Annotated in this window: 22 protein-coding genes; 13 read left to right on the top strand and 9 right to left on the bottom strand. The window is 41.3% G+C overall.

The genetic code is table 11. The features are described 5' to 3' along the window. Positions 1 to 103: 103 nt before the first annotated feature. Positions 104 to 463 (bottom strand): P-II family nitrogen regulator, encoded by a 360-nt coding sequence (locus JOC77_RS20140; protein ID WP_204547988.1) that lies wholly within the window; start codon positions 461 to 463, stop codon positions 104 to 106. A gap of 18 nt (positions 464 to 481) precedes the next feature. Next, complete coding sequence (locus JOC77_RS20135) at positions 482 to 1,705, bottom strand: ammonium transporter (protein ID WP_204547985.1); 1,224 nt, start codon at positions 1,703 to 1,705, stop codon at positions 482 to 484. A 281-nt stretch (positions 1,706 to 1,986) separates the two neighbouring features. Here JOC77_RS20135 and JOC77_RS20130 point away from each other — a divergent pair, with 281 nt between their 5' ends. Next, positions 1,987 to 3,105 carry an HD-GYP domain-containing protein gene (locus JOC77_RS20130; protein ID WP_204547982.1) on the top strand — a complete coding sequence of 373 codons (1,119 nt, stop codon included), beginning with the start codon at positions 1,987 to 1,989 and terminating at the stop codon, positions 3,103 to 3,105. A gap of 193 nt (positions 3,106 to 3,298) precedes the next feature. On the opposite strand, the gene JOC77_RS20125 is transcribed toward JOC77_RS20130, so the two are convergent. Continuing rightward, complete coding sequence (locus JOC77_RS20125) at positions 3,299 to 4,306, bottom strand: M23 family metallopeptidase (protein ID WP_338047257.1); 1,008 nt, start codon at positions 4,304 to 4,306, stop codon at positions 3,299 to 3,301. 133 nt (positions 4,307 to 4,439) lie between these two features. Beyond that, entirely contained in the window at positions 4,440 to 5,063 is a 624-nt protein-coding gene (locus JOC77_RS20120) for a YhcN/YlaJ family sporulation lipoprotein (protein ID WP_204547979.1), read from the bottom strand. A 121-nt stretch (positions 5,064 to 5,184) separates the two neighbouring features. Here JOC77_RS20120 and JOC77_RS20115 point away from each other — a divergent pair, with 121 nt between their 5' ends. Next, the gene (locus JOC77_RS20115) at positions 5,185 to 5,460 is read left to right on the top strand and encodes a YutD family protein (protein ID WP_204547976.1); all 276 of its coding nucleotides are present in this window, start codon (positions 5,185 to 5,187) and stop codon (positions 5,458 to 5,460) included. A 40-nt stretch (positions 5,461 to 5,500) separates the two neighbouring features. Here the strand turns inward: JOC77_RS20115 and JOC77_RS20110 are convergent, their stop codons facing one another. Both JOC77_RS20110 and JOC77_RS20105 read right to left on the bottom strand, forming a co-directional pair. Then, positions 5,501 to 5,785 (bottom strand): cytosolic protein, encoded by a 285-nt coding sequence (locus JOC77_RS20110; RefSeq protein ID WP_204547973.1) that lies wholly within the window; start codon positions 5,783 to 5,785, stop codon positions 5,501 to 5,503. A 58-nt stretch (positions 5,786 to 5,843) separates the two neighbouring features. Continuing rightward, positions 5,844 to 6,110 carry a DUF3055 domain-containing protein gene (locus tag JOC77_RS20105; RefSeq protein ID WP_204547970.1) on the bottom strand — a complete coding sequence of 89 codons (267 nt, stop codon included), beginning with the start codon at positions 6,108 to 6,110 and terminating at the stop codon, positions 5,844 to 5,846. 175 nt (positions 6,111 to 6,285) lie between these two features. Here JOC77_RS20105 and JOC77_RS20100 point away from each other — a divergent pair, with 175 nt between their 5' ends. The 4 genes from JOC77_RS20100 (at position 6,286) to JOC77_RS20085 (ending at position 10,238) form a co-directional block, all read left to right on the top strand. Then, on the top strand, positions 6,286 to 7,578 hold the full coding sequence (locus JOC77_RS20100; protein WP_239558945.1) for an EAL domain-containing protein: 1,293 nt from the start codon (positions 6,286 to 6,288) through the stop codon (positions 7,576 to 7,578). A gap of 94 nt (positions 7,579 to 7,672) precedes the next feature. After that, positions 7,673 to 8,125 carry a DUF86 domain-containing protein gene (locus tag JOC77_RS20095; protein WP_204547965.1) on the top strand — a complete coding sequence of 151 codons (453 nt, stop codon included), beginning with the start codon at positions 7,673 to 7,675 and terminating at the stop codon, positions 8,123 to 8,125. A 150-nt stretch (positions 8,126 to 8,275) separates the two neighbouring features. Next, complete coding sequence (locus JOC77_RS20090) at positions 8,276 to 9,046, top strand: TIGR01457 family HAD-type hydrolase (protein WP_204547963.1); 771 nt, start codon at positions 8,276 to 8,278, stop codon at positions 9,044 to 9,046. A gap of 304 nt (positions 9,047 to 9,350) precedes the next feature. Beyond that, the gene (locus JOC77_RS20085) at positions 9,351 to 10,238 is read left to right on the top strand and encodes an NAD-dependent epimerase/dehydratase family protein (protein ID WP_204547961.1); all 888 of its coding nucleotides are present in this window, start codon (positions 9,351 to 9,353) and stop codon (positions 10,236 to 10,238) included. A 214-nt stretch (positions 10,239 to 10,452) separates the two neighbouring features. Here the strand turns inward: JOC77_RS20085 and JOC77_RS20080 are convergent, their stop codons facing one another. Next, on the bottom strand, positions 10,453 to 10,950 hold the full coding sequence (locus JOC77_RS20080) for a phosphatidylglycerophosphatase A family protein (RefSeq protein WP_204547953.1): 498 nt from the start codon (positions 10,948 to 10,950) through the stop codon (positions 10,453 to 10,455). A gap of 139 nt (positions 10,951 to 11,089) precedes the next feature. Here JOC77_RS20080 and yutH point away from each other — a divergent pair, with 139 nt between their 5' ends. From yutH to thrB, 5 genes are all read left to right on the top strand, one after another. Beyond that, positions 11,090 to 12,091, top strand: a complete 1,002-nt coding sequence (yutH, locus tag JOC77_RS20075) for a spore coat putative kinase YutH (RefSeq protein ID WP_204547951.1) — start codon at positions 11,090 to 11,092, stop codon at positions 12,089 to 12,091. Positions 12,092 to 12,168: 77 nt separating this feature from the next. Further along, positions 12,169 to 13,140, top strand: a complete 972-nt coding sequence (locus tag JOC77_RS20070; RefSeq protein ID WP_204547949.1) for a 2-hydroxyacid dehydrogenase — start codon at positions 12,169 to 12,171, stop codon at positions 13,138 to 13,140. 355 nt (positions 13,141 to 13,495) lie between these two features. After that, the gene (locus JOC77_RS20065) at positions 13,496 to 14,794 is read left to right on the top strand and encodes a homoserine dehydrogenase (RefSeq protein WP_204547947.1); all 1,299 of its coding nucleotides are present in this window, start codon (positions 13,496 to 13,498) and stop codon (positions 14,792 to 14,794) included. Further along, positions 14,791 to 15,849, top strand: a complete 1,059-nt coding sequence (gene thrC / locus JOC77_RS20060; RefSeq protein WP_204547945.1) for a threonine synthase — start codon at positions 14,791 to 14,793, stop codon at positions 15,847 to 15,849. Before JOC77_RS20065 ends, thrC begins: the two co-directional genes overlap by 4 nt. 14 nt (positions 15,850 to 15,863) lie before the next feature. After that, positions 15,864 to 16,784, top strand: a complete 921-nt coding sequence (gene thrB, locus JOC77_RS20055; RefSeq protein ID WP_204547991.1) for a homoserine kinase — start codon at positions 15,864 to 15,866, stop codon at positions 16,782 to 16,784. Positions 16,785 to 16,837: 53 nt separating this feature from the next. Here the strand turns inward: thrB and JOC77_RS20050 are convergent, their stop codons facing one another. Further along, entirely contained in the window at positions 16,838 to 17,074 is a 237-nt protein-coding gene (locus JOC77_RS20050; protein WP_101641201.1) for a NifU family protein, read from the bottom strand. Positions 17,075 to 17,503: 429 nt separating this feature from the next. Here JOC77_RS20050 and JOC77_RS20045 point away from each other — a divergent pair, with 429 nt between their 5' ends. After that, positions 17,504 to 17,833, top strand: a complete 330-nt coding sequence (locus tag JOC77_RS20045; protein ID WP_204547943.1) for a YuzD family protein — start codon at positions 17,504 to 17,506, stop codon at positions 17,831 to 17,833. Between the two features lie 52 nt (positions 17,834 to 17,885). Here JOC77_RS20045 and JOC77_RS20040 read toward each other — a convergent pair whose 3' ends face one another. Beyond that, positions 17,886 to 18,953 carry an NAD(P)/FAD-dependent oxidoreductase gene (locus JOC77_RS20040; RefSeq protein WP_204547940.1) on the bottom strand — a complete coding sequence of 356 codons (1,068 nt, stop codon included), beginning with the start codon at positions 18,951 to 18,953 and terminating at the stop codon, positions 17,886 to 17,888. Between the two features lie 398 nt (positions 18,954 to 19,351). On the opposite strand from JOC77_RS20040, the gene JOC77_RS20035 reads away from it, so the two are divergent. After that, complete coding sequence (locus tag JOC77_RS20035) at positions 19,352 to 19,588, top strand: YuzB family protein (RefSeq protein WP_204547937.1); 237 nt, start codon at positions 19,352 to 19,354, stop codon at positions 19,586 to 19,588. Positions 19,589 to 20,074 lie beyond the last annotated feature (486 nt).

The following is a 20,074-nucleotide window of genomic DNA, read 5'->3' as shown; positions in this document are numbered from 1 at the left end:
TCGGGTCTCTGCCTTCCGCCCGAGTTAAACTATTTACATAAGTTTCAGACACATTCTGCCTTTTTATAAGTTGATCTCAGGAAAGGCACCGCTTTACTCTTTTCTAGTCATTTTGCAGGGCCGCGCAGCCTTGATCACCGGTTCTTATTTTTATGGCTTTGGCAATTTCGTATATAAAGATTTTACCGTCACCTGGTTGTCCTGTGTTGCAGACTTTGCGTGCTGTATCAATTACGGATTGAACAGGGACTTTGCATACCACGATCTCCACTTTTATACGTTCTATCATATTTATTTCTCGTCTGACACCGCGGTAGTTTTCTGTAAATCCTTTTTGCAGGCCGCAGCCAAGTGCATTTGTAACGGTAATGCCGCTTACTTCAATTTTTGCAAGCTCCTGCTTTAATGCTTCGAATTTGGAAGGGCGTGTAATGATTTCTATCTTCGTCATTTTTTCAGACATAAATGGTTCAGCTCCTTTCTATAAATTTGATTCATGGTACGCTTTTTCGCCATGCAGGGTAAGGTCAAGACCGATATACTCTTCTTCTTCATTCACTCGGACTGGCATGACGGAATGAATGGCTTTAATGATGATAAAAGTAACGAGGGCGATAAAAACATACGTAGCACCTATGCCTGCCAGCTGTTTAAATAAGAGAGAAATGTTTCCGTAGAATAATCCGTCTGCACCTGCTTCATTTACGGATGTAGTCGCAAATAATCCTGTGGCTATCCCGCCCCAGGTACCGCCGATTCCGTGAAGTCCAAAAGCATCGAGGGCATCGTCATAGCCAAGCCTTTTCTTAAGTGAGAAAACCCCCCAGAAACAAACAGCTCCGCCGATGAAGCCAATGATAATAGAAGAAGCGGGAGTTACGAAACCGCAGGCTGGTGTAATGGCAACAAGTCCCGCGATAGCACCGGAGATCGAGCCCAGCATAGTGGGTTTTTTATTGATTTTCCATTCAATTAAGATCCAGCCTATTATGCCTGCAGCTGCTGCAACAGCTGTATTAATGAATACAGTCATAGCTATTTCATTTAATGTTAAAGAGCTGCCTACGTTGAACCCGTACCAGCCAAACCATATTAATGAGCCGCCTAAAACAGTTAAAGGAAGATTATGCGGCGTGCTTGTTTCCGATTCTTTTCTCTTGCCTAGATAAATAGCCAGCACGAGGCCGGTGACACCTGAGGAAATATGAACAACATTACCACCTGCGAAATCGAGGGCTCCTAATTCCCGAAGCCAGCCTCCTACACCCCATACCCAGTGAGCGACAGGTGCATATGCAAGCAGGGACCACAGAATCGTAAATACAACAAAAGCGGAGAATTTCATTCTTTCAGCGACTGCTCCTGAAATCAGAGCTGAAGTTAGTACAGCAAACGTTAATTGAAACATCATAAAAAGGTTATGCGGAATAGTTTCACTGTAATCAGGATTTGGCTCGAAGGTAACTCCTTTTAAACCCGCCCAATCCAGATTTCCGATCCAGGCATTACCGCCCGTTGAGAAACATAAAGAATACCCGATTATTACCCATAGGATCGAAACAATTGCCATTGGGATATAGCTGTGCATGGCTGTACTTAAGACATTTTTACTGCGGACCATTCCGCCGTAAAATAAAGCAATTCCTGGAGTCATAAGCCATACAAGAAGAGTACAAAAGAACATAAATACAGAATCATTCAACATTTACATTGCCCCTTTATTTGGTATTTTAAGTTATGTTATGTTTTATAACATAATAAAGTTATATTTATTATCATAAAGACAAAAAAGAATTAATTCAAGGGGAATTTTCACAAAAATATGGAATATTTTCTTATCATGTAATAAAACCTAACATCTATAAGGATTTTTATCGACAATTAGGAAATGGCACTTGATAATTCTCAAATTAATACGATAATAAATAGTAGAAAAGAATGTGGAAAATTGTACTAAGATATGTCGAAAAGTATTGGAGTAAACGTATGAGATTAATGTCCACTGAAGCATTGAAACCTGGACTTAAGGTAGGACAAAGTATATATAATGACAGAGATAAAGTTTTGCTCCGTGAAGGAGTGGAAATAACAGAAAGGCATATCAGCCGTCTTAAAGAGCTGAATATTCCCTTTATCTATATCTTTGATCAAAAGACAGAGCATATTAAGCCTCTGAGTTCTATTCCAAATACACTGAGACGGAAAGCTATTGACGAGATCAAGACTACCTTCCAAGAAATTCAGAAAGCTGAGGAAAACGATTCCTCGCTGATTTTAGAAAAAGCCTCCTGGGATTTTAAAGAGCTGATTAAGCAGCTCATTCATGAGATAAGCGGCAATAAAAAGCTTCTTCATCTGCTTTCAGATGTATATACCTATGATCATTACATTTTTACTCACTCGCTGAATGTTACTTTATATAGCATTGCTGTAGGCATTAAACTTAAGCTCGCTCCAAGGCAGCTGGAAATTCTCGCCCTCGGCGCCTTGCTCCATGATGTTGGTAAAGTTTCAGTTCCAAAAAATATATTGTTAAAACCAGGAAGACTTACTGAGGAGGAATTTGTAGAGATTAAAAAGCATTCAGAATGCGGCTTTAATCTATTAAGAGGAATACATACGGTTCCCCTTGTAGTAGCTCATTGTGCCTATCAGCATCACGAGCGGCTTGATGGCTCTGGATATCCAAGAGGGCTATTAGGAGATCAAATCCATTATTTTGGCAAAATTTTAGCTGTAGCTGATGTGTTCGATGCCGTAACATCAAACCGGATATATAGAGGGGCCATGCTGCCGCATGAAGGGCTTGAGGTTTTATATGCAGGATCAGGAACACAATTTGACAGAACCATTGTCGAAGCGTTTAGAAGTGCGGTTGCAATATACCCTAACAGCTTAACTGTCGAGCTGAGTGATGGAAGCAAAGGAATTGTGTGCCGGCAGAATAATGGCTTAAGCGACCGTCCTGTTGTAGAGGTTTTTGAACAGAATAGCCGCCAGCTTGATCACCCTTATGAGGTTGATCTTAGCCGGGACCTTGATATTCTAATCACTGGCTGTGACACTGCCTTTTTTTGCTCTAATCAAAAAGTAGAGACTCCTTAACAGGAGTCTCCCAGAGTGTAGACAAAATCAATTTCAAACAAACTTTGTCGCAAAAAATGAGGTTTGTCAGTTTATTCTTGCATATATGGTGGTGTTTCTTAAAGTTAAGCACTATATATTGAGGGTTAAATTTTATAAAAAAATAGCTGTCGACTTTGTCGACAGCCTGAGAGACTCCTTAACAGGAGTCTCCTTATCTTGATTTTCTAGCCCGTAAATCATTGCGTTCCCAAACTCGGAGCAGCGGATAAGGATCAAAGGACCATTCAGTTAAGCCATTGTCCTTGTATAGTCCATAATGAAGGTGGGGAGGGAATTTACCGGAAGTGCCAGGAGGGCCGTAACCAGTGCTGCCCACACCTCCAATAAGGGTACCGGGTTCCACAGTCTGTCCTGTTTGAAGTCCCTTGGCAAAGCCGCTTAAATGGGCAAAATAATGATACGTGTTATTTATGTCTCTAATTCCAACTCTCCAGCCGCCATACTTATTCCAGCCTTTCATTTCAATAACGCCATAACAGGTAGAACGAACCGGAAGGCCGTAATCTGCAAATACATCCGTTCCTTCATGAGATCTCCTTCCGCCCCACCCGCGGGCTACACCCCATGTTCCTCTATACGTATAATGAGTCCGTACAGGAACGGGAAACACCTTCTTATTTAGATCGATTGTTCCATATTTTTGGAAGAGCCGGGCATTGCCCATGATAATCCCTACCGCTTTATCCCTTTTATAGTAGTTCCAGAGGCCGATTCTAAAGTTTGCTTCATCATTTCCATACTTAAGCAGATAATTGGAAACAGTTAAAAGCATATCCTCATTTGTCCGAATACTTGCTTTTCCATCTGAATTGCCGTCTGTCCCCAGCCCGCCCCAAAATTGAATAGAAGCCGGGTTATCATCTTCAGAATTAGGATTCAGCATGCCTGACCAAATCTTTGGATCGATATGTATACCTACCGGTCCGGTTGAATCAGGCAGATCTCGCCGGGCATTCCTGATGCTGTGTTCGTATTGGTCTATAGCTGCAATAAAATACCATGGGATAGTGGTAGCAGTCTCAACATATTCATACAGGCTCATCCTAAGCTTTATTTTATATTCTTCAGGAGTCATGGTTGAGGCCTCGACCCGGTTTGCGGTGCTGCAGATTAAACTTATAAAAAGAGCTACTGTTATAAAAAAATACCGATAACGCACAGGTCCAAACTCCTTTACTCATAACATGCTGTTAGTTTGCTTTCCTTTTTGTTTTTCATGTATTCAAAAAATGGAAAAAAGATAAAAGTGCCGGCAGTTCGCGGCACTCCATCACTCAATATCGACAATCGTATCATTCGCCCTGCTGCTCGCCATTTGCATTTTCATTCTCGCTTACTTTTCTTCCTTGAGGAGACTTCTTCATCTGACTGATCGTATTTTGGAGCATATTGTTCACATCTTTTGTATGTGTATCAAGGTTTGCGTAATTTTCTACATTTTGCATTAAGCCGGGATTGTCTGTTACATAAACATGAAAATATCTGGGCAAAACAGAGATTGCGGTACGCTTTACCTGGTCGGCTGCTTCATTTCGATCGTCCTTGCTTGTCTTATAGGCTATAAGAGCTTCCTCGTCAGTCACCAGCGTAGCGGCCTCATCTATGCCAGGAATTTGAACGGACAGACGGGTAATAATATCTGCCAGCTGTTCCCGGTCTAGGGTCACTCTGTCATGCGAGCCGACCGTTTCACCATCGATAATCGTTCTGTTTAGACGGACAAATCCAAAATCCCTGCTGCTTTTGTCATTATTATGGTTATCTACATTATAATTCTGATTCAGGTTGGATACTTTCGAGGGATTAGATCTATTTTTAAAAACATTATCGTTCCTATTATCCTGATCCCCTGCTCCTGCGCAGGCAGTTAAAGTCATCAGTATACCAATATATAGTGTTAAAATGGATTTGAGCACCCAAAAACACCTCCTATAAAGATTAGAGTGACCACTTTTTTATAAATTTCATTTAGAAATTGGTGGCGAATACGTTATAATTTTGGTAACAGCAATTGTTAGGAATATTGAGGTGAAGTAAATGATCGAAATTAATAATATAACTTATGAATTGATTGAAGAAAGAAGCAGCGGCTTTAATGAAGAGGCGTTTCGTGCTCGGTACAGTGAAATTTTAAATAAATACGATTACATCTTGGGAGACTGGGGATATGGCCAGTTAAGGCTTAAAGGTTTTTTCGATGACCAAAATCAGAAAGCGGCTTTTGATACAAAAATCAGTACACTTACTGAATATCTGTACGAGTACTGTAACTTCGGCTGTCCTTATTTTGTGGTAAAGAAAATAAAAAAGTGAACGTAAAGAAACCTTGTCAAATCTTGACAAGGTTTCTTGATTAACTGTTTCCGGTATTGGTATAGGGCGGCTGTTCATTATTAGTGGGATCGTCATTCGTCAAATGGGCGGGACCAATTTGTCTTGGAATGCCTTCGTGAAGGGTTTTATTTTCATAATTGGAAGAGGTGAAAAATCGCTGGCCTTCTCTCCATGATGTACTTTTGTTTTCCACAGGTCTGTTAGCCTTGAAGGGCGCGCCGTAAGAACCTTCAGGGAATTCTTCCGCAGTTAAATAGGTTCTGCTTTTTTCAACGTTGGCAAAATCGTGATAGTCTTCATTCATTATAGAGACCTCCAGCTAAGAGTTTTTCATCTTAGCTTTGCCTAAATGGTCCTGTATATTATACGATTTCCTCCAAAAATGAACGAAGGTCTGCGGCATCTTCTTTGGACAGCTGAAAAGCGTACTCCACATACCCTTCCTCTGCTAAGTCATCCTGACCAATGATTGCAAATCGATTGCTTTGCAGATCAAGAACCACTTGCTTTCCGTAAAAACGATCAGTTGTAATTATAGCCAAATCAAATCTTATATTTTCACCTGCAAAGCTTACAAATCTTGTTTTTGCATTGATCACATCATCATATAAAAATATTCGGTTATCCATGATTATCCCCCTCTCGTTTTTTTCCAGTTCCTTCTCATCCATTCTACCAAAGGAGCCTTCTGCCTGTATAAAAAGGAAGAGAATTTTTCCAGTTTTCATAAGAAATAAACAAAATTCCCCAAATTGTGATAAAATTACTATATAACTTCATGGATATTCGAAAGGGATGGGTACATTGGCTTATAATCATTCCGGAAAAAAACATAGATTATTGAAATGGCTAAAGATTCTGCTTCCCCATTCCATCATTCGTTTTTATCCGCCCCAATTTATTTTGCGTGATACACTGGTGTCAAGTACGAAGCGTACCATCCAGCAAGGAAACGAAGCAGCGGTTATCGTATTTAATATAAAAAATTTAAGGCAGATATCTGAACAAATTGGTATAAGGCAATTTGAAGAATTTCAGTGTGGCCTAAAACTGATTTATGCAGACGTAATTAAAGAAAGTGTCCCCTTACAAGACATTTTAGCGCTGCACGATTATAATAGTGACGGTATCACTCTTATACTAAGGATGGATTCCCAGAAGCAGAGCCTCCTAGAAATAGATGGCACGACTTCATTGATACTGCAGAAAGTAAAACAGCGCCTCGAGCAGGATTATTCCCAGGTTAGGGCTGTATTTGAAACAGGCTATATGTTTGTCGAGAAAAAGTCCGCTTCTCTTAGAGAATCCATCAATAAGGCTCATCAGCAGGCTGCAGCCATGGCTGAAAGGAAAATTCATTCAGAATTCAATGAGATGCTGTATCAAATGACTAAGATTATCGAAGGTAAGAATATCCACTTGCTTGCACAGCCGATTATCGATGTAGCAACCAAACAAATCAAAGCCTATGAAATCCTAACAAGAGGGCCTCAAGGATCCCTGCTTGAAAGCCCGCTTACATTGTTTTCTGTGGCAAGACAGACAAGTAGGCTGTATGATTTAGAAATGGTCGTTTTGGAAAAAACGTTTGAACAAGTATCTAAGAATGGATCGAGCCAGGATATTTTTATAAACTTTACTCCCATTACCCTTGGAAATATCCGTTTTATAAAGGATATGAAGTGGATTTTGGATAAATATAAGAATGTAAAGGCAGCCCAGATTGTAATTGAGATAACAGAAAGAGACGATATAGATGAGGTTGAAGGCCTGATACAAAATATCAGAGCCCTCAGAAATATGGGATTCAGAATTGCGGTAGATGATACAGGAGCCGGTTATGCCAGCCTTCACACCATTAGTGAGATTATGCCTGATATAATTAAAATTGACCGGACAGTAATCGAAAATATTCACCACAGCACCATCAAAGAGTCCATGCTGAAGGGACTGCTGTTAATTGCCAAAGAAGCAGGTTCGCTGGTTGTTGCAGAAGGAATTGAAACAGAGGAAGAAGCAAAGGTCTTATCTAGAAACAAAGTAGATCTTGCACAGGGCTATTTTTACGCGAGACCAGCCAGGCTGGAGCACGCCTAGGTTTTATGCTGATGTAAGCGCTGCAAGAAACATCGGACAGATTCCATAAACAGCATGCTATTCTTACACCACCCGACCGGAAAGGATAATTCATATGTACTTTGTTGACCGTGAAAAGATTGAAAAAACACTTCGTTTTCTCGAAACTCAGAACAGCTTATTTGAAACTCTCACAGTAAGTGAAGCAATGGTGCCAGGATCCGTTTCTGCGCTTGCCACAGAACGGATATCTCAAACGATGATAGACTCTGTACTTGATATCGGTAACGCGATGATCGATGGCTTTATCATGAGAGATCCGGGAAGCTTTGAAGATATTATTGATATCCTCGAGGATGAAAGAGTAGTGACAAATGACATGGCTGTTTCTTTTAAAGGGACGATCCCGCTTCGGAAAATGCTGATTCAAGATTACGCCGAGCTGTCGTTAGAGGCACTGCTGACTGGGATGAAAACGGCGCTGCCTGCTTTTCAGAAATATCCCGCAAGCATCAGGAGCTATTTAATAAATGAATTAGGTCCTGTTTCTGCCTTTAAAAGCGAATAAAATCCATTTCAAGCCTGCAGACTATGGTCAGCGGGTTTTTTATTTTAAACGGACTTTCTCCGGGCAGGAAATTAGAACTTTAAGCCGTGATTATGTTAATTTTAGTAAGCAGCTGTACATATGGAATTCATATATAGGAGGACTCAGTCTTTGAGAAATTATAAAGGGTATTTAATTGATTTAGATGGAACCATTTACCGGGGGACCGAAGTGATTGAAGAGGCTGGCGCCTTTATCGCAGCTCTTCGTGAAAAAGGGATACCATATTTATTTGTGACCAATAACTCATCAAGAACCCCAGGGCAAGTGGCACAAAAATTAAGGGATTTTGACATTCCTGCAAAAGACCATCAAGTGTTCACCACAAGCATGGCTACAGCAAACTACATCTATGGCAAGCAGCCGGGAGCCTCTGTCTATGTTATTGGGGAAGAAGGCATTCGAAACGCTCTTCAGGAAAAAGGCTTTATCTTCAAAGAGGAAAATCCTGATTTCGTGGTGATGGGAATTGACCGGAACATAACATATGAAAAGCTTGCAACAGCATGCTTAGCCGTTAGAAATGGTGCTACCTTCATCTCTACTAATGCAGATATTGCCCTGCCCACTGAAAGGGGATTCCTGCCGGGAAATGGCTCACTAACATCGGTTGTATCGGTTTCTACTCAGGTTCAGCCTATTTTCATAGGCAAACCAGAATCCATTATAGTGGAGCAGGCTTTAAAAGTGCTTGGTACAAAAAAGGAAGACACCATTATGGTCGGAGATTATTATGACACCGATATCCTGGCTGGACTAAATTCTGGCATTGACACCCTTCTCGTCCATACAGGCGTTACCACCGCTGAGCATTTAAAAAATTATGAAAAACAGCCTACCTATACCATTAATACATTAGATTTATGGAAGTTTGTAGACTAGATTCATTTCTTTATGGTTTAGCTCTGTAAAAATTGCCTGTTGATTGCAGCAGGAAGTGCGAAGAACGGTGCTTTTCTTCATAATACTCTTTTAAGAAGGCTAGGCTTATTGCTTAGCTTTCTTATTTCTTCGATCTATATGAAAAGCAGACCCCCGATAAAGAAGACTTGCTGATTGGCGAGTGCAGCGTAGACAGAAGCTTAGTCGCACTTATGCGTTAGCCAAGCATATCTATAAAATTGACAGATAATTTGCCTGGATGACATAGTAGGAGAGAGGATATTAGAAAAATTGGAGGATTTTTATGAAGAATGTACTGATATTAGGAGGGACCCGGTTTTTTGGTAAGAAGCTGGTATCCTTGCTGCTTGAAGAAGGGCATCATGTTACGATTGCCACAAGGGGTAATGTACAGGATTCTTTCGGAGAAAAGGTGAATAGAATCATAGTGGATCGAACTCAGCCGCAATCGTTAGAAAGTGCTGCTGGAGGGCAAAGCTGGGATCTAGTTTATGATAATATTTGTTATTCTCCAGAGGATGCAGCAGAAGCCTGCAGGATTTTCAAGGGGCATGTTCAAAAGTACATCCTTACTTCCACACTCTCTGTCTATGAATATGGGTCTGCGAAGAAAAGGGAGGAAGACTTTGATCCAATCACCTACCCTCTAGCCTGGGATCAGGACAGCAGCATCTCTTACGGAGAAGGCAAGAGGCTGGCAGAGGCTGTTTTTTTCCAGAAAGCTGATTTTCCTGTAAGTGCTGTAAGATTCCCGATTGTTCTCGGTGAGGATGACTATACAAAACGGCTGCATTTCCATGTTAAAAACATTCTAAATGAAATGGCCATCGGAGTTCCTAACAGGGAAGCGGTACTTTCCTTTATCCATTCTGATGAGGCAGCCCGTTTTCTTGCGTGGCTCGGCGGAAATGACCTTGCCGGACCAGTGAATGCATGTTCTAATGGCGAGATTTCTCTAAACAGCCTTTTTAACTTGATAGAAAAATATACAGGCAAAGAAGCCTTGATTCAGCAAATCACAAAGGATGAACAAATGTCACCCTTCGGAGTCACAGAATCCTGGTATATGGACAATTCACGAGCTGCTGAACAAGGGTTTGTATTCGATGATTTGGACAAATGGCTCCCTGCTTTAGTGCAAAAGCTGGTGAAAGAAGAGTCGCTTACCTAAAAAAAATCTCTATCGCTGCATATACATATCAGGGCGAAGATCAGGATCGCTGCTACGGCGAAAACCAAGGTCTGCACCGAATTAATTTTCTTGGCGAAAATCAATTCGGTGCGAAATTTATCACTGCTAAGGATTGCGATCTCCAACCGAAATGGAATAAAGCCAATCAAAAAAGAGACTAATGCAGCTTTCAAGCATTGGTCTCTTTCGCATTTTATTCTACATTCGCCGACCGGTGGGCAAGTCTGCTGGAGGCAGCAGCGGCTATGGCGCCGACAATGTCATCTAAGAATGTATGGCATTTGCCGGAGCTTTTATCATTTAGCTCTTTTAGGATAAGGGGCTTTTGTTTGTCGATGTAGCCGTAATTGGTGAATCCGATCGATCCGTATACATTGACAATTGAAAAGGCCAGGATTTCATCGACGCCGTATAACCCTTCATCTACTTCAATTATGGATTGAAGCGGTTCTTCCAGGAGCTTTCTTTCGGCTAAAAGATCTAGCTGTATGCCGGTCAAGATGGCATTTTGCACTTCTCGTTTGCTTAGTACCCGTTCAACATTATGAATACAGTCTTCAATCTTCAGGTTAGTATGATATTTATTTTGCAGATACATCACTAAATCGGCTATATCTTTAATAGAAACTCCTCGTTCCTCCAGCCACTTCCTTGCCGTCTTTTCTGTCATATCAACATTTTTCTTGACCATGATTATCACCTTTTCCTGAGGTTTTCGTAAGGAAGTTTATCAATTAATAAAAGATAACAAAAAACTGTCCGCTCACTCATATATATGAGTTAGGATGTCCAAATAACCCCATATAAATTTTTTCATGAGGAGGATTTACATGTTTGAGGAAGCTATATATGAAAATTACGGTTTTCAAATGGAGCGGCAGGAATCCATCGGAGGATTTTCAGCTTTTCGGTTTAATAATTACTTGTTCAGTATTATTCCTCTTCAAGAAATAAATGAAGAAGAGCTCAAAGAAAGACAGCAGATGTCTCAGTTTCTTATAGAGAAGGGGGACAAATACGTTTCTGCTTTTGTTATGTCCAAAAAAGAAACCTATCTCTCTCAGGCTGGCGATACTGTCTTTTTATTATTGGTGAATGGGGTACTCGAGGAGCCGCGGGATTATCAGCTTGGAAAGAAGCTGGCCAGGTTTCATATGAGAGCCCGGTCATATCCACATCAGGTAAAATCTTGTTCTAGAATCGGTAAATGGAAGGAAATGTGGGAGCAGCGGATAGATGGTATAGAGGCAGTGTGGAGAGAAAAGCTTCAATCACATCCGGGCAGTGAGTTTGAAAAGCTATTTGTTGAATCCTTCCCTTATTTTATGGCACTCGGCGAAAATGCGATTCAGTACCTTGTAGATACAGAAATCGATGATCAGCCTGGTGCTGTGGATTATGGGACGGTATGCCACGAGCGGTTTCTAAAGAACAGCTGGAGCGGCAAGGTGCTGGTCAGAAATCCCTTTGACTGGGTTTTCGACCACGGAACCCGGGATATTGCAGAATGGGCCAGAGAGCATTATCTAGAAAATCCCCACACCTATCAGCCGGGTATGCGTCAGTTTATTTCGGACTATCAGAATACCTCACCCTTCACAAGCTTTTCGGCAAGGCTGCTTTACTCAAGGCTTCTTTTTCCCATTCATTATTATGAAACGATAGAAAACTATTTTATAGCACAGCCCGAATCCCGCCAGAAGGAATTGGAGGAATCACTTGCTGCGATCATAAACCGTACTCAATTATACGAAAGGTTCCTTCAGAGCTTTTATGAAGCGGCTGAAATTCCAGTCAGGACGCTCAGGCTTCCTAAGCTCGACTGGCTCTAGGCATTAAATGGATAACCGCTTTTTCCCTGTGGTATGATGAAGGCATAAAGGGAATTCAACAGGGGAAGGTGTTAGAAATGGAAAAAAAGCCTTATATTTTTATAACAAGAAAGCTGCCGGCTCGTGCGGTTGATTCACTCTCTAAGCGGTTCGAGGTTTCTATGTGGGATTCGGAAACTGAAACGGTTCCAAGAGAATTTCTGCTGAAAGAAGCTGTCAAAGCTGATGCTTTGCTGACTATGCTATCAGACAAAATAGACAGGGAGGTGCTCGAGGCAGGCGGGAGCTTGAAGATTGTAGCGAATCTAGCTGTAGGCTACGATAATATAGATTTGAAAGCTGCCAGTGAACGGAGTATCGCTGTATGCAATACGCCCGAGGTATTGACGGATACCACTGCAGATCTTGCCTTTGCCCTGTTGATGGCTTCGGCACGTAGAATTGTTGAGGCGGCTGAGTTTGTTAAAGAGGGAGCTTGGAAAAGCTGGAGCCCTCTTTTGATGGCTGGCCAGGATATCCACCATAAAACAATCGGTATTGTAGGCATGGGGAAGATTGGGGAAGCGGTAGCGAAAAGAGCAGCTGGGTTCGATATGGACATTCTTTATCATAACCGTACAAGAAAGCCTGAGGCTGAAGAAAAAATCGGTGCCAGATACGCAAGCTTCAATGAGTTAATAGAAAGAGCAGATTACATAGTTTGTTTAACACCTCTTACTGCCGAAACAAAAGGAATATTTAATGAAGACAGCTTTAGAAAAATGAAAAATACAGCTGTATTCATCAATGCCTCAAGAGGGCCGGTCGTGGATGAACAAGCTTTATATGAAGCGCTGGTTTCAGGTGAGATTAGTGCTGCAGGGCTTGATGTCTTTGATAAAGAGCCGATTGGCGCTAATCATCCTTTGTTAACGTTAAAAAATGTCGTAGCACTGCCGCATATTGGGAGTTCATCAACAGAAACAAGAATGGAAATGATAGAACTTTGTATATCTAATATAGAAGCAGTTCTAGATGGGAAGCAGCCAATAACCCCGGTTAACATATAAAAGATAAAAGGGTGATGCCAAATATATTTGGTAACACCCTTTTTTATTAATTGGCTATGTTATAGTTCATTGTTAATTTGGGCATTATGCTGGTTGGAACGGATACGTGAGACTCCCGCACGAAAAGGGTCAAGGGAGACTCACAGGCGTAAACGCTAATATATCTCCGGGTCAGGTTCTGCCTAATTAACGAATCTGATTTTTTATTTCAAATTTTCTAACTATTTCTTGAACGAAAGCGTTTTCAGAAGGTATAGTTAGATTCTTACTATTGTAATAAGATTGAAAGACTACTATAATGTCTTTTATAAACAAACAAATGTAATTTCCACAAGAACAAAAGGGGGAAGCTTAAATGGATGTAATTTCAATTGGATTGTTAGGGCTAGGAACAGTGGGATCAGGTGTGGTTACGATCATTGAAAACCATCAAGATAAATTAATGCATCAGATTGGCTGCCCGGTAAAAGTAAAAAAAGTTCTTGTTAAAGATATTCATAAGGAACGAAATGTACAAATTAATAAAGAATTATTGACGGTTAACCCTGATGATATTTTAGAAGACTCTGAAATTGATGTTGTAATAGAAGTGATGGGCGGGATTGAAGAGACCAAGAATTATCTTTTAAAGGCTCTAAGGAATAAAAAGAATGTAGTAACAGCTAATAAGGATTTAATGGCTCTTCACAGCAGCCAATTACTAACAGAGGCTACTGCCAACGGCTGCGATTTATTTTATGAGGCCAGTGTAGCTGGAGGAATTCCTATTTTAAGAAGCTTAGTTGAGGGGCTGGCATCAGACAGAATTACGAAGATGATGGGAATTGTAAATGGAACAACCAACTTTATATTAACGAAAATGAATAAATTCGGAAGCCCCTATGAAGAAGTATTAAAAGAAGCTCAGCAGCTTGGGTTCGCAGAGGCTGATCCTGCAGCTGATGTAGAGGGATTGGATGCTGCCAGAAAAATGGCTATTCTGTCTACGCTCGGATTCTCGATGCCGATTGATCTATCCGATGTGAAGGTGGAAGGGATTACCAGCATCACGGAGGAAGATATCAGCTATGGGAAAAAGTTAGGCTATACGATGAAATTAATTGGCATTGCCTCAAGAAATGGAGAAAAAGTAGAGGTGAGTGTGCAGCCGGCATTATTAACAGAAACACACCCGCTCGCTGCGGTAAACGACGAGTATAATGCTGTTTATGTGTACGGTGAAGCAGTCGGTGAGACGATGTTTTATGGCCCTGGTGCCGGAAGCCTCCCTACAGCCACAGCTGTTGTTTCTGACCTGGTTGGAGTTATGAAAAACATGCGTCTCGGTGTAACGGGAAATAGTGCGGTTTCTCCTCAGTACAAAAAATCTTTAAAGTCACCGAGTGAAATAGCGGCCAAATATTTTGTCCGTCTTCATGTAAGGGATGAGGTAGGTGTATTTGCCAATATTACTTCTATTTTCTCGGAACATGGTGTGAGCTTTGAAAAAATTCTTCAGATGCCTATTAAAGAACGTGAGCTTGCAGAAATCGTTGTCATTACTCATAAGGCGACACTAAAGGGTTTTGAGGATATTCTTCAAAAATTAAAAGATTATGAAATGGTGCTTGAAGTAAAAAGTACATACCGGGTAGAAGGAGATAAGATGATATGAGCTGGAAAGGATTATTAGCAGAATACCGTGAATACCTTCCGGTGACAGAAAATACGCCGAATCTATCGCTGCATGAAGGCAATACGCCCCTTATTTACTGCGAGAATCTTTCAAACGATCTTGGAGTTGAATTGTATGTAAAGTATGAAGGATTAAATCCTACCGGTTCTTTTAAGGATCGGGGGATGGTAATGGCTGTTGCAAAAGCCATCGAATCAGGAAGTGATGCCATCATCTGCGCGTCGACAGGCAATACGTCGGCAGCTGCGGCAGCATATGCAGCAAGAGCAGGCATTAGATGTATCGTCGTCATTCCTGATGGGAAAATCGCACTTGGCAAATTAGCACAGGCGATTATGTATGGAGCCGAAATTGTTGCTATAGACGGTAATTTTGATCAGGCACTACAGCTCGTTCGGAGTATCAGTGAATCACATCCAGTTTCTCTGGTGAACTCAGTCAACCCTTACCGCCTGGAGGGGCAGAAAACAGCTGCCTTTGAAATTTGTGATGTGCTAGGCTCAGCGCCGGATATTTTAGCGATTCCTGTAGGCAATGCCGGGAATATTTCAGCCTATTGGAAAGGATTTAAAGAGTATCACGAATTAAAAGGAACTGGACTGCCTCAGATGAGAGGGTTTGAAGCAGAGGGCGCAGCAGCTCTTGTCCATAATAGAATATTTGAAAATCCTGAGACCGTTGCTACTGCTATCCGCATTGGAAATCCAGCCAGCTGGAATCTAGCCGTAGAAGCTGCAGCCCATTCTAATGGTAAAATTGACGAAGTGTCTGATGATGAAATATTGGCGGCTTACAAGCTTCTGGCGAGAAAAGAAGGCATATTTGCGGAGCCTGCTTCATGTGCTTCAATCGCCGGGATACTCAAGCAGCTTAAAACGAAAGAAATAAGAAGCGGTTCTAAGGTTGTCGCAGTGCTAACTGGGAATGGATTAAAGGATCCTTCATCTGCTGTTGATTATAGCGATATCAAACCAGTTCTTCTTCCAAGTGAAGAAGATGCAATTGTTAAACATATAATGGGTGTGGTCAGGTGAAAAACGATGGAAAAATGTTCAGAATAAAAGTGCCTGCCAGTACAGCAAATCTAGGGCCGGGATTTGATTCGATCGGCCTTGCTTTAGGCCTTTATCTGCAGGTTGATGTGTATCCTGCAGATTATTGGGAGATCATCCACTTATCTAAGGAACTGGAGATTTTTCCAACAGATGAATCTCATTTCATTTGCAGGATTGCTAATGAAGTTGCCTCAGAATTTGGGAAGAAACTGGACCCATGCAGACTTTTCATTTCAAGTGAGATCCCATTAACGCGAGGACTTGGAAGCAGTGCTTCAGCCATTGTTGCAGGGATCGAACTGGCGGATGCTGTCGGCAGGCTGAACCTAACCAGAGAGGATAAAGTCAGAATTTCCTCGAAATATGAAGGCCATCCCGATAATGCAGGCGCTTCTGTATGCGGCGGAATGGTAGTAGGTATGCATGAAGATGAAGGTACGGATCTTGTCAGCTTTCATTTGGATTATATTCGGGTGATTGCTGTTATACCTGAATATGAGCTTCCTACTGAGGATTCCAGAAATGTGCTGCCTGAGGAGCTGTCTTTCGCCCGTGCAGTCAAAGCAAGTGCAATATCCAATACATTTCTGGCTGCTTTTCTTTCAAGAAACTATGAGTTAGCCGGACAAATGATGAAAAAGGATTTGTTTCATCAGCCTTTTAGAAGGAAGCTCGTGCCGCATATGGACCGGATTGAACAGGCTGCGCGAGATGCAGGAGCATTTGGAACTGCCCTGAGCGGCGCTGGACCTACCGTTATCTGTTTATCTGAAAAGGATAAGGCCTCAAGCGCTGCCCTTTCTCTTGCTCAGGAATTCCCTCAATACACGGTAGCGGTGCTAGAAATTGACAATACAGGCAGTGTGGTAGAAGCATTAGGTTCAGGCAGCAGCCTTCCAGAATACAAGCAATAAAAAAAGCGGTTCCCTTGGGAATCGCTTTACTATATGGAAAACATTTAACTGAATTAGAATACTTGTTCAACTTCCACTACACCAGGAACTTCTTCTAGCAGTGCGCGCTCGATACCTGCTTTAAGAGTAATGGTTGAACTTGGACAGCTTCCACATGCACCAAGTAAACGTAATTTTACAATGCCATCCTCTACATCTACAAGCTCACAATCTCCGCCGTCACGAAGAAGAAACGGACGAAGTTTATCAAGGACCTCTTGAACCTGTTCTGTCATTTCTTGTTCAGACATACCTATCCACTCCTTTCCTATACCTATTATAATCACAATGCACTTAAAAAGCTATTCGAAAATACATGAAAAGCATACGATAAAATGAATTTGCTTTATATATAGAATTAGTTTCAGTTAAAATAAAAGCAGGGTTATCCAAGGGTCTTGCCGATCAGGTATAAATACGTCGGTTTACAGGTCGAATTTATTTAAAGTAATGGCGCAATTATTTATTTAAAAGACGGCTGAATTAATTGTGAAAACGATAAATTAAAAATGACATCCGGATATGCCGGATTATAGTGATCCAAAATCCTAGTATATTATAATCAACATATGTAATCACGGTTATATAAAATTGTTATAGGGCCTGAGCGTATAAGTAATTTAGAAAGTATAAGAGCATACGCATCGGATCTGGGTTTAAATAAAGAGGGGGAGTAACAGATGAAAAAAGAAGTCGAAATTCAAGTGTACGGCGCTGAAGTATTATGTCCCAGCTGTGTAAACCTTCCGTCGTCAAAAGAAACGTATGAATGGCTGGAAGCAGCAATAGCTAGAAAATTTCCGAATCAGGCATTTCGTGTAAGTTACATTGATATCGAAAATCCTCCAGAAGAAGAGACAAAACGGGAATTTGCAAGAAGAGTGGTGGAAGAAGATATGTTTTATCCAGTTGTTTTGATTGAAAACGAAATAGTTGGCGAGGGAAATCCGCGATTGAAAACGATTGTGGAAGAAATGGAAAAATACGGGTACAAGAAGAGTCTGGAATAAAAATAGAAAAGCAGAACGCTAAAGCCGCGCACTGCTTTTTTTAAATGATATATTATCCATTATGATGCTTATACATCCATAGAATCCCTGACTTAATTAATCGTGCTACGCGGCCTGTGATTGGTGTATCGTTTACAAGCCCAAATCCGTGCTTACTGCCGAGCGATCCCATTGTGCCTTTTAATTTAATAGAAGGCATGGATTCAGGCAGAGGTTTCCCGGCCCATTTCTTTCTGAGAATTTCTGCAATCTGCTCGGCCTGTTCCTCAGCGAGCTGTGCGCTCGGTGCCAGAGGAAGGCTTGCGCAGTCACCTACCACAAATACATCCTCATGACCAGGTATAAAATGCTGTGGTGTAAGCACCACTCGTCCCTGCTTGTCCTTTTCTACAGGCAAATCTCTAACAATTTTGTTTGGCTGAATTCCTGCAGTCCAGACAATGGCGTCGAAAGGCAACGGTTCATCATGATTAAAGAGCATTTTTTCTTCTACTTTTGTAATATTTGCCTTGTTTACGATCTCCACGTTATGCTTAGTAAACCATTTCTGGACGTACTTACTTAAACGCTCTGAAAAAGCGGATAGAATATGTTCGCCACGGTCAAAAAGAACCACTTTTAAATCAGGACGGCTTTCATTAAGCTCGCTGGCAAGTTCAACCCCGCTTAAGCCTGCCCCTACAATTCCTACCCTGGAACCCGGAGCCAGATTGTTAAGTGCTTGATATGTGGTACGTGATTTTTCAATGGTCTGGATGCTCAAGGTATACACATCCGCTCCAGGTACGTTGTGGAACTTATCTTCGCAGCCGAGACCAATGACAAGATCATCATATCTCACCGGCTCATTGTCCTTTAAGAAAACCATTTTTTCCTCTAGATTAATCTCTAGAACCTCTCCATAAAGAACGTTCAAACGCTCGTGCTCGGGAAAAGATACCCGTATGTCCTGATCTGAGACAGTGCCGGCTGCTAGTGCATAATATTCCGTTTTTAAACAGTGATAAGGCGAACGGTCTATTAAAGTGATGGCAGTATCTTCAGGAAGGTGGTTAGGAAGCAGTCTTTGCATGATTCTCATTCCACCGTATCCTCCGCCAAGTATTACTAGATTTTTCATGTTCATTAACCCCTTTTGCGTATAAAATAGCTTCTAATAAGTATACAAAGGTTACTGATCACATCAGGTAAACAATATGTCATATTGAAACCGGATGCAGCGATTTTAATAGATTTTTTAAATGAAAAGTTCATAATGTTATATTTAAATACCATTAAAAGTATAGCGAAATTAATGGTAAATCACAATAGAATTATATAATTACGTATTTTTAAATAATTGGCAATACTAAGAGATGCGTAAGATATTATGGTGAACATACTAAGGACAATAGGCAAACACTTATATACGTAGACTACCCCGTTTTTTGGAAAGAAAACTAAATTCGTCATAAGCGGGGAGATTGACTATTTTACAAGAAAAAGGTAGGATAATGGCGTTAATAGTGAGGTGAAAGTATGCAACCGATCATAGAATTTTGCATAAGTAATCTGGCGAGCGGATCCCAGGAAGCTTTAGAGAAATTAGAGAGAGATCCGGACCTTGATATTGTTGAATACGGCTGCCTTGGGTACTGCGGCAAATGCGCTGCTAGTTTCTTTGCCCTGGTAAACGGCGAGGTTGTTACAGGGGAAAGCCCGGATGAACTTGTTCAAAATATATATTCATACTTAGAAGAGAACCCAATGTTTTAAAGAAAAGCGGAAGCGCCTTGCTCAGACCCGAAAAACATAAGACGAGCGGGCTGTGGAAAGCGTTTTTTCTTTCCATGGACCGATTGGCTTATGACTCGAGGGTCTAGGCGCTGGAGCTGGACAGATAGAAAAGCGGAGAACGGTGCTTTTCTGCTTAATACACTTTTAAAAAAGCTGGCCGTATTGGCTAGCTTTATATATGTCTTCACCTACTAAGTGAAAAGCAGACTCCCGACAAGCATAAGGCGAGCAGGTCGTAGGAAGTGCTCTTCTTCCTATGAACTGATTGGCTTATGACTCGAGGGAGTCAGTCCGGAGCTGGACAGATAGAAAAGCGGAGGACGATGCTTTTCTGCTTAATACACTTTTAAAAAAGCTGGCCGTATTGGCAAGCTTTATATATGTCTTCACCTACTAAGTGAAAAGCAGACTCCCGACAAGCATAAGGCGAGCAGGTCGTAGGAAGTGCTCTTCTTCCTATGAACT

The organism is Peribacillus deserti (genome assembly GCF_016909175.1).
Classification (GTDB): Bacteria; Bacillota; Bacilli; order Bacillales; family DSM-1321; genus Paraperibacillus; species Paraperibacillus deserti.
Note: the sequence above shows the minus strand (reverse complement) of the source record. Positions and strands in the feature narration are given on the sequence as shown.

Bases quoted from the DNA above. Each gene is read 5' to 3' on its own strand.
- JOC77_RS20105 (WP_204547970.1), bottom strand. From the start codon at position 6,110: ATGGATAACCGAATATTTTTATATGATGATGTGATCAATGCAAAAACA.
- JOC77_RS20035 (WP_204547937.1), top strand. From the start codon at position 19,352: ATGCAACCGATCATAGAATTTTGCATAAGTAATCTGGCGAGCGGATCC.
- thrB (WP_204547991.1), top strand. From the start codon at position 15,864: ATGTTCAGAATAAAAGTGCCTGCCAGTACAGCAAATCTAGGGCCGGGA.
- thrC (WP_204547945.1), top strand. From the start codon at position 14,791: ATGAGCTGGAAAGGATTATTAGCAGAATACCGTGAATACCTTCCGGTG.
- JOC77_RS20045 (WP_204547943.1), top strand. From the start codon at position 17,504: ATGAAAAAAGAAGTCGAAATTCAAGTGTACGGCGCTGAAGTATTATGT.
- JOC77_RS20130 (WP_204547982.1), top strand. From the start codon at position 1,987: ATGAGATTAATGTCCACTGAAGCATTGAAACCTGGACTTAAGGTAGGA.
- JOC77_RS20050 (WP_101641201.1), bottom strand. From the start codon at position 17,074: ATGTCTGAACAAGAAATGACAGAACAGGTTCAAGAGGTCCTTGATAAA.
- JOC77_RS20040 (WP_204547940.1), bottom strand. From the start codon at position 18,953: ATGAAAAATCTAGTAATACTTGGCGGAGGATACGGTGGAATGAGAATC.
- JOC77_RS20140 (WP_204547988.1), bottom strand. From the start codon at position 463: ATGTCTGAAAAAATGACGAAGATAGAAATCATTACACGCCCTTCCAAA.
- JOC77_RS20110 (WP_204547973.1), bottom strand. From the start codon at position 5,785: ATGAATGAAGACTATCACGATTTTGCCAACGTTGAAAAAAGCAGAACC.
- JOC77_RS20080 (WP_204547953.1), bottom strand. From the start codon at position 10,950: ATGGTCAAGAAAAATGTTGATATGACAGAAAAGACGGCAAGGAAGTGG.
- JOC77_RS20095 (WP_204547965.1), top strand. From the start codon at position 7,673: ATGTACTTTGTTGACCGTGAAAAGATTGAAAAAACACTTCGTTTTCTC.
- JOC77_RS20065 (WP_204547947.1), top strand. From the start codon at position 13,496: ATGGATGTAATTTCAATTGGATTGTTAGGGCTAGGAACAGTGGGATCA.
- yutH (WP_204547951.1), top strand. From the start codon at position 11,090: ATGTTTGAGGAAGCTATATATGAAAATTACGGTTTTCAAATGGAGCGG.
- JOC77_RS20085 (WP_204547961.1), top strand. From the start codon at position 9,351: ATGAAGAATGTACTGATATTAGGAGGGACCCGGTTTTTTGGTAAGAAG.
- JOC77_RS20070 (WP_204547949.1), top strand. From the start codon at position 12,169: ATGGAAAAAAAGCCTTATATTTTTATAACAAGAAAGCTGCCGGCTCGT.
- JOC77_RS20115 (WP_204547976.1), top strand. From the start codon at position 5,185: ATGATCGAAATTAATAATATAACTTATGAATTGATTGAAGAAAGAAGC.
- JOC77_RS20135 (WP_204547985.1), bottom strand. From the start codon at position 1,705: ATGTTGAATGATTCTGTATTTATGTTCTTTTGTACTCTTCTTGTATGG.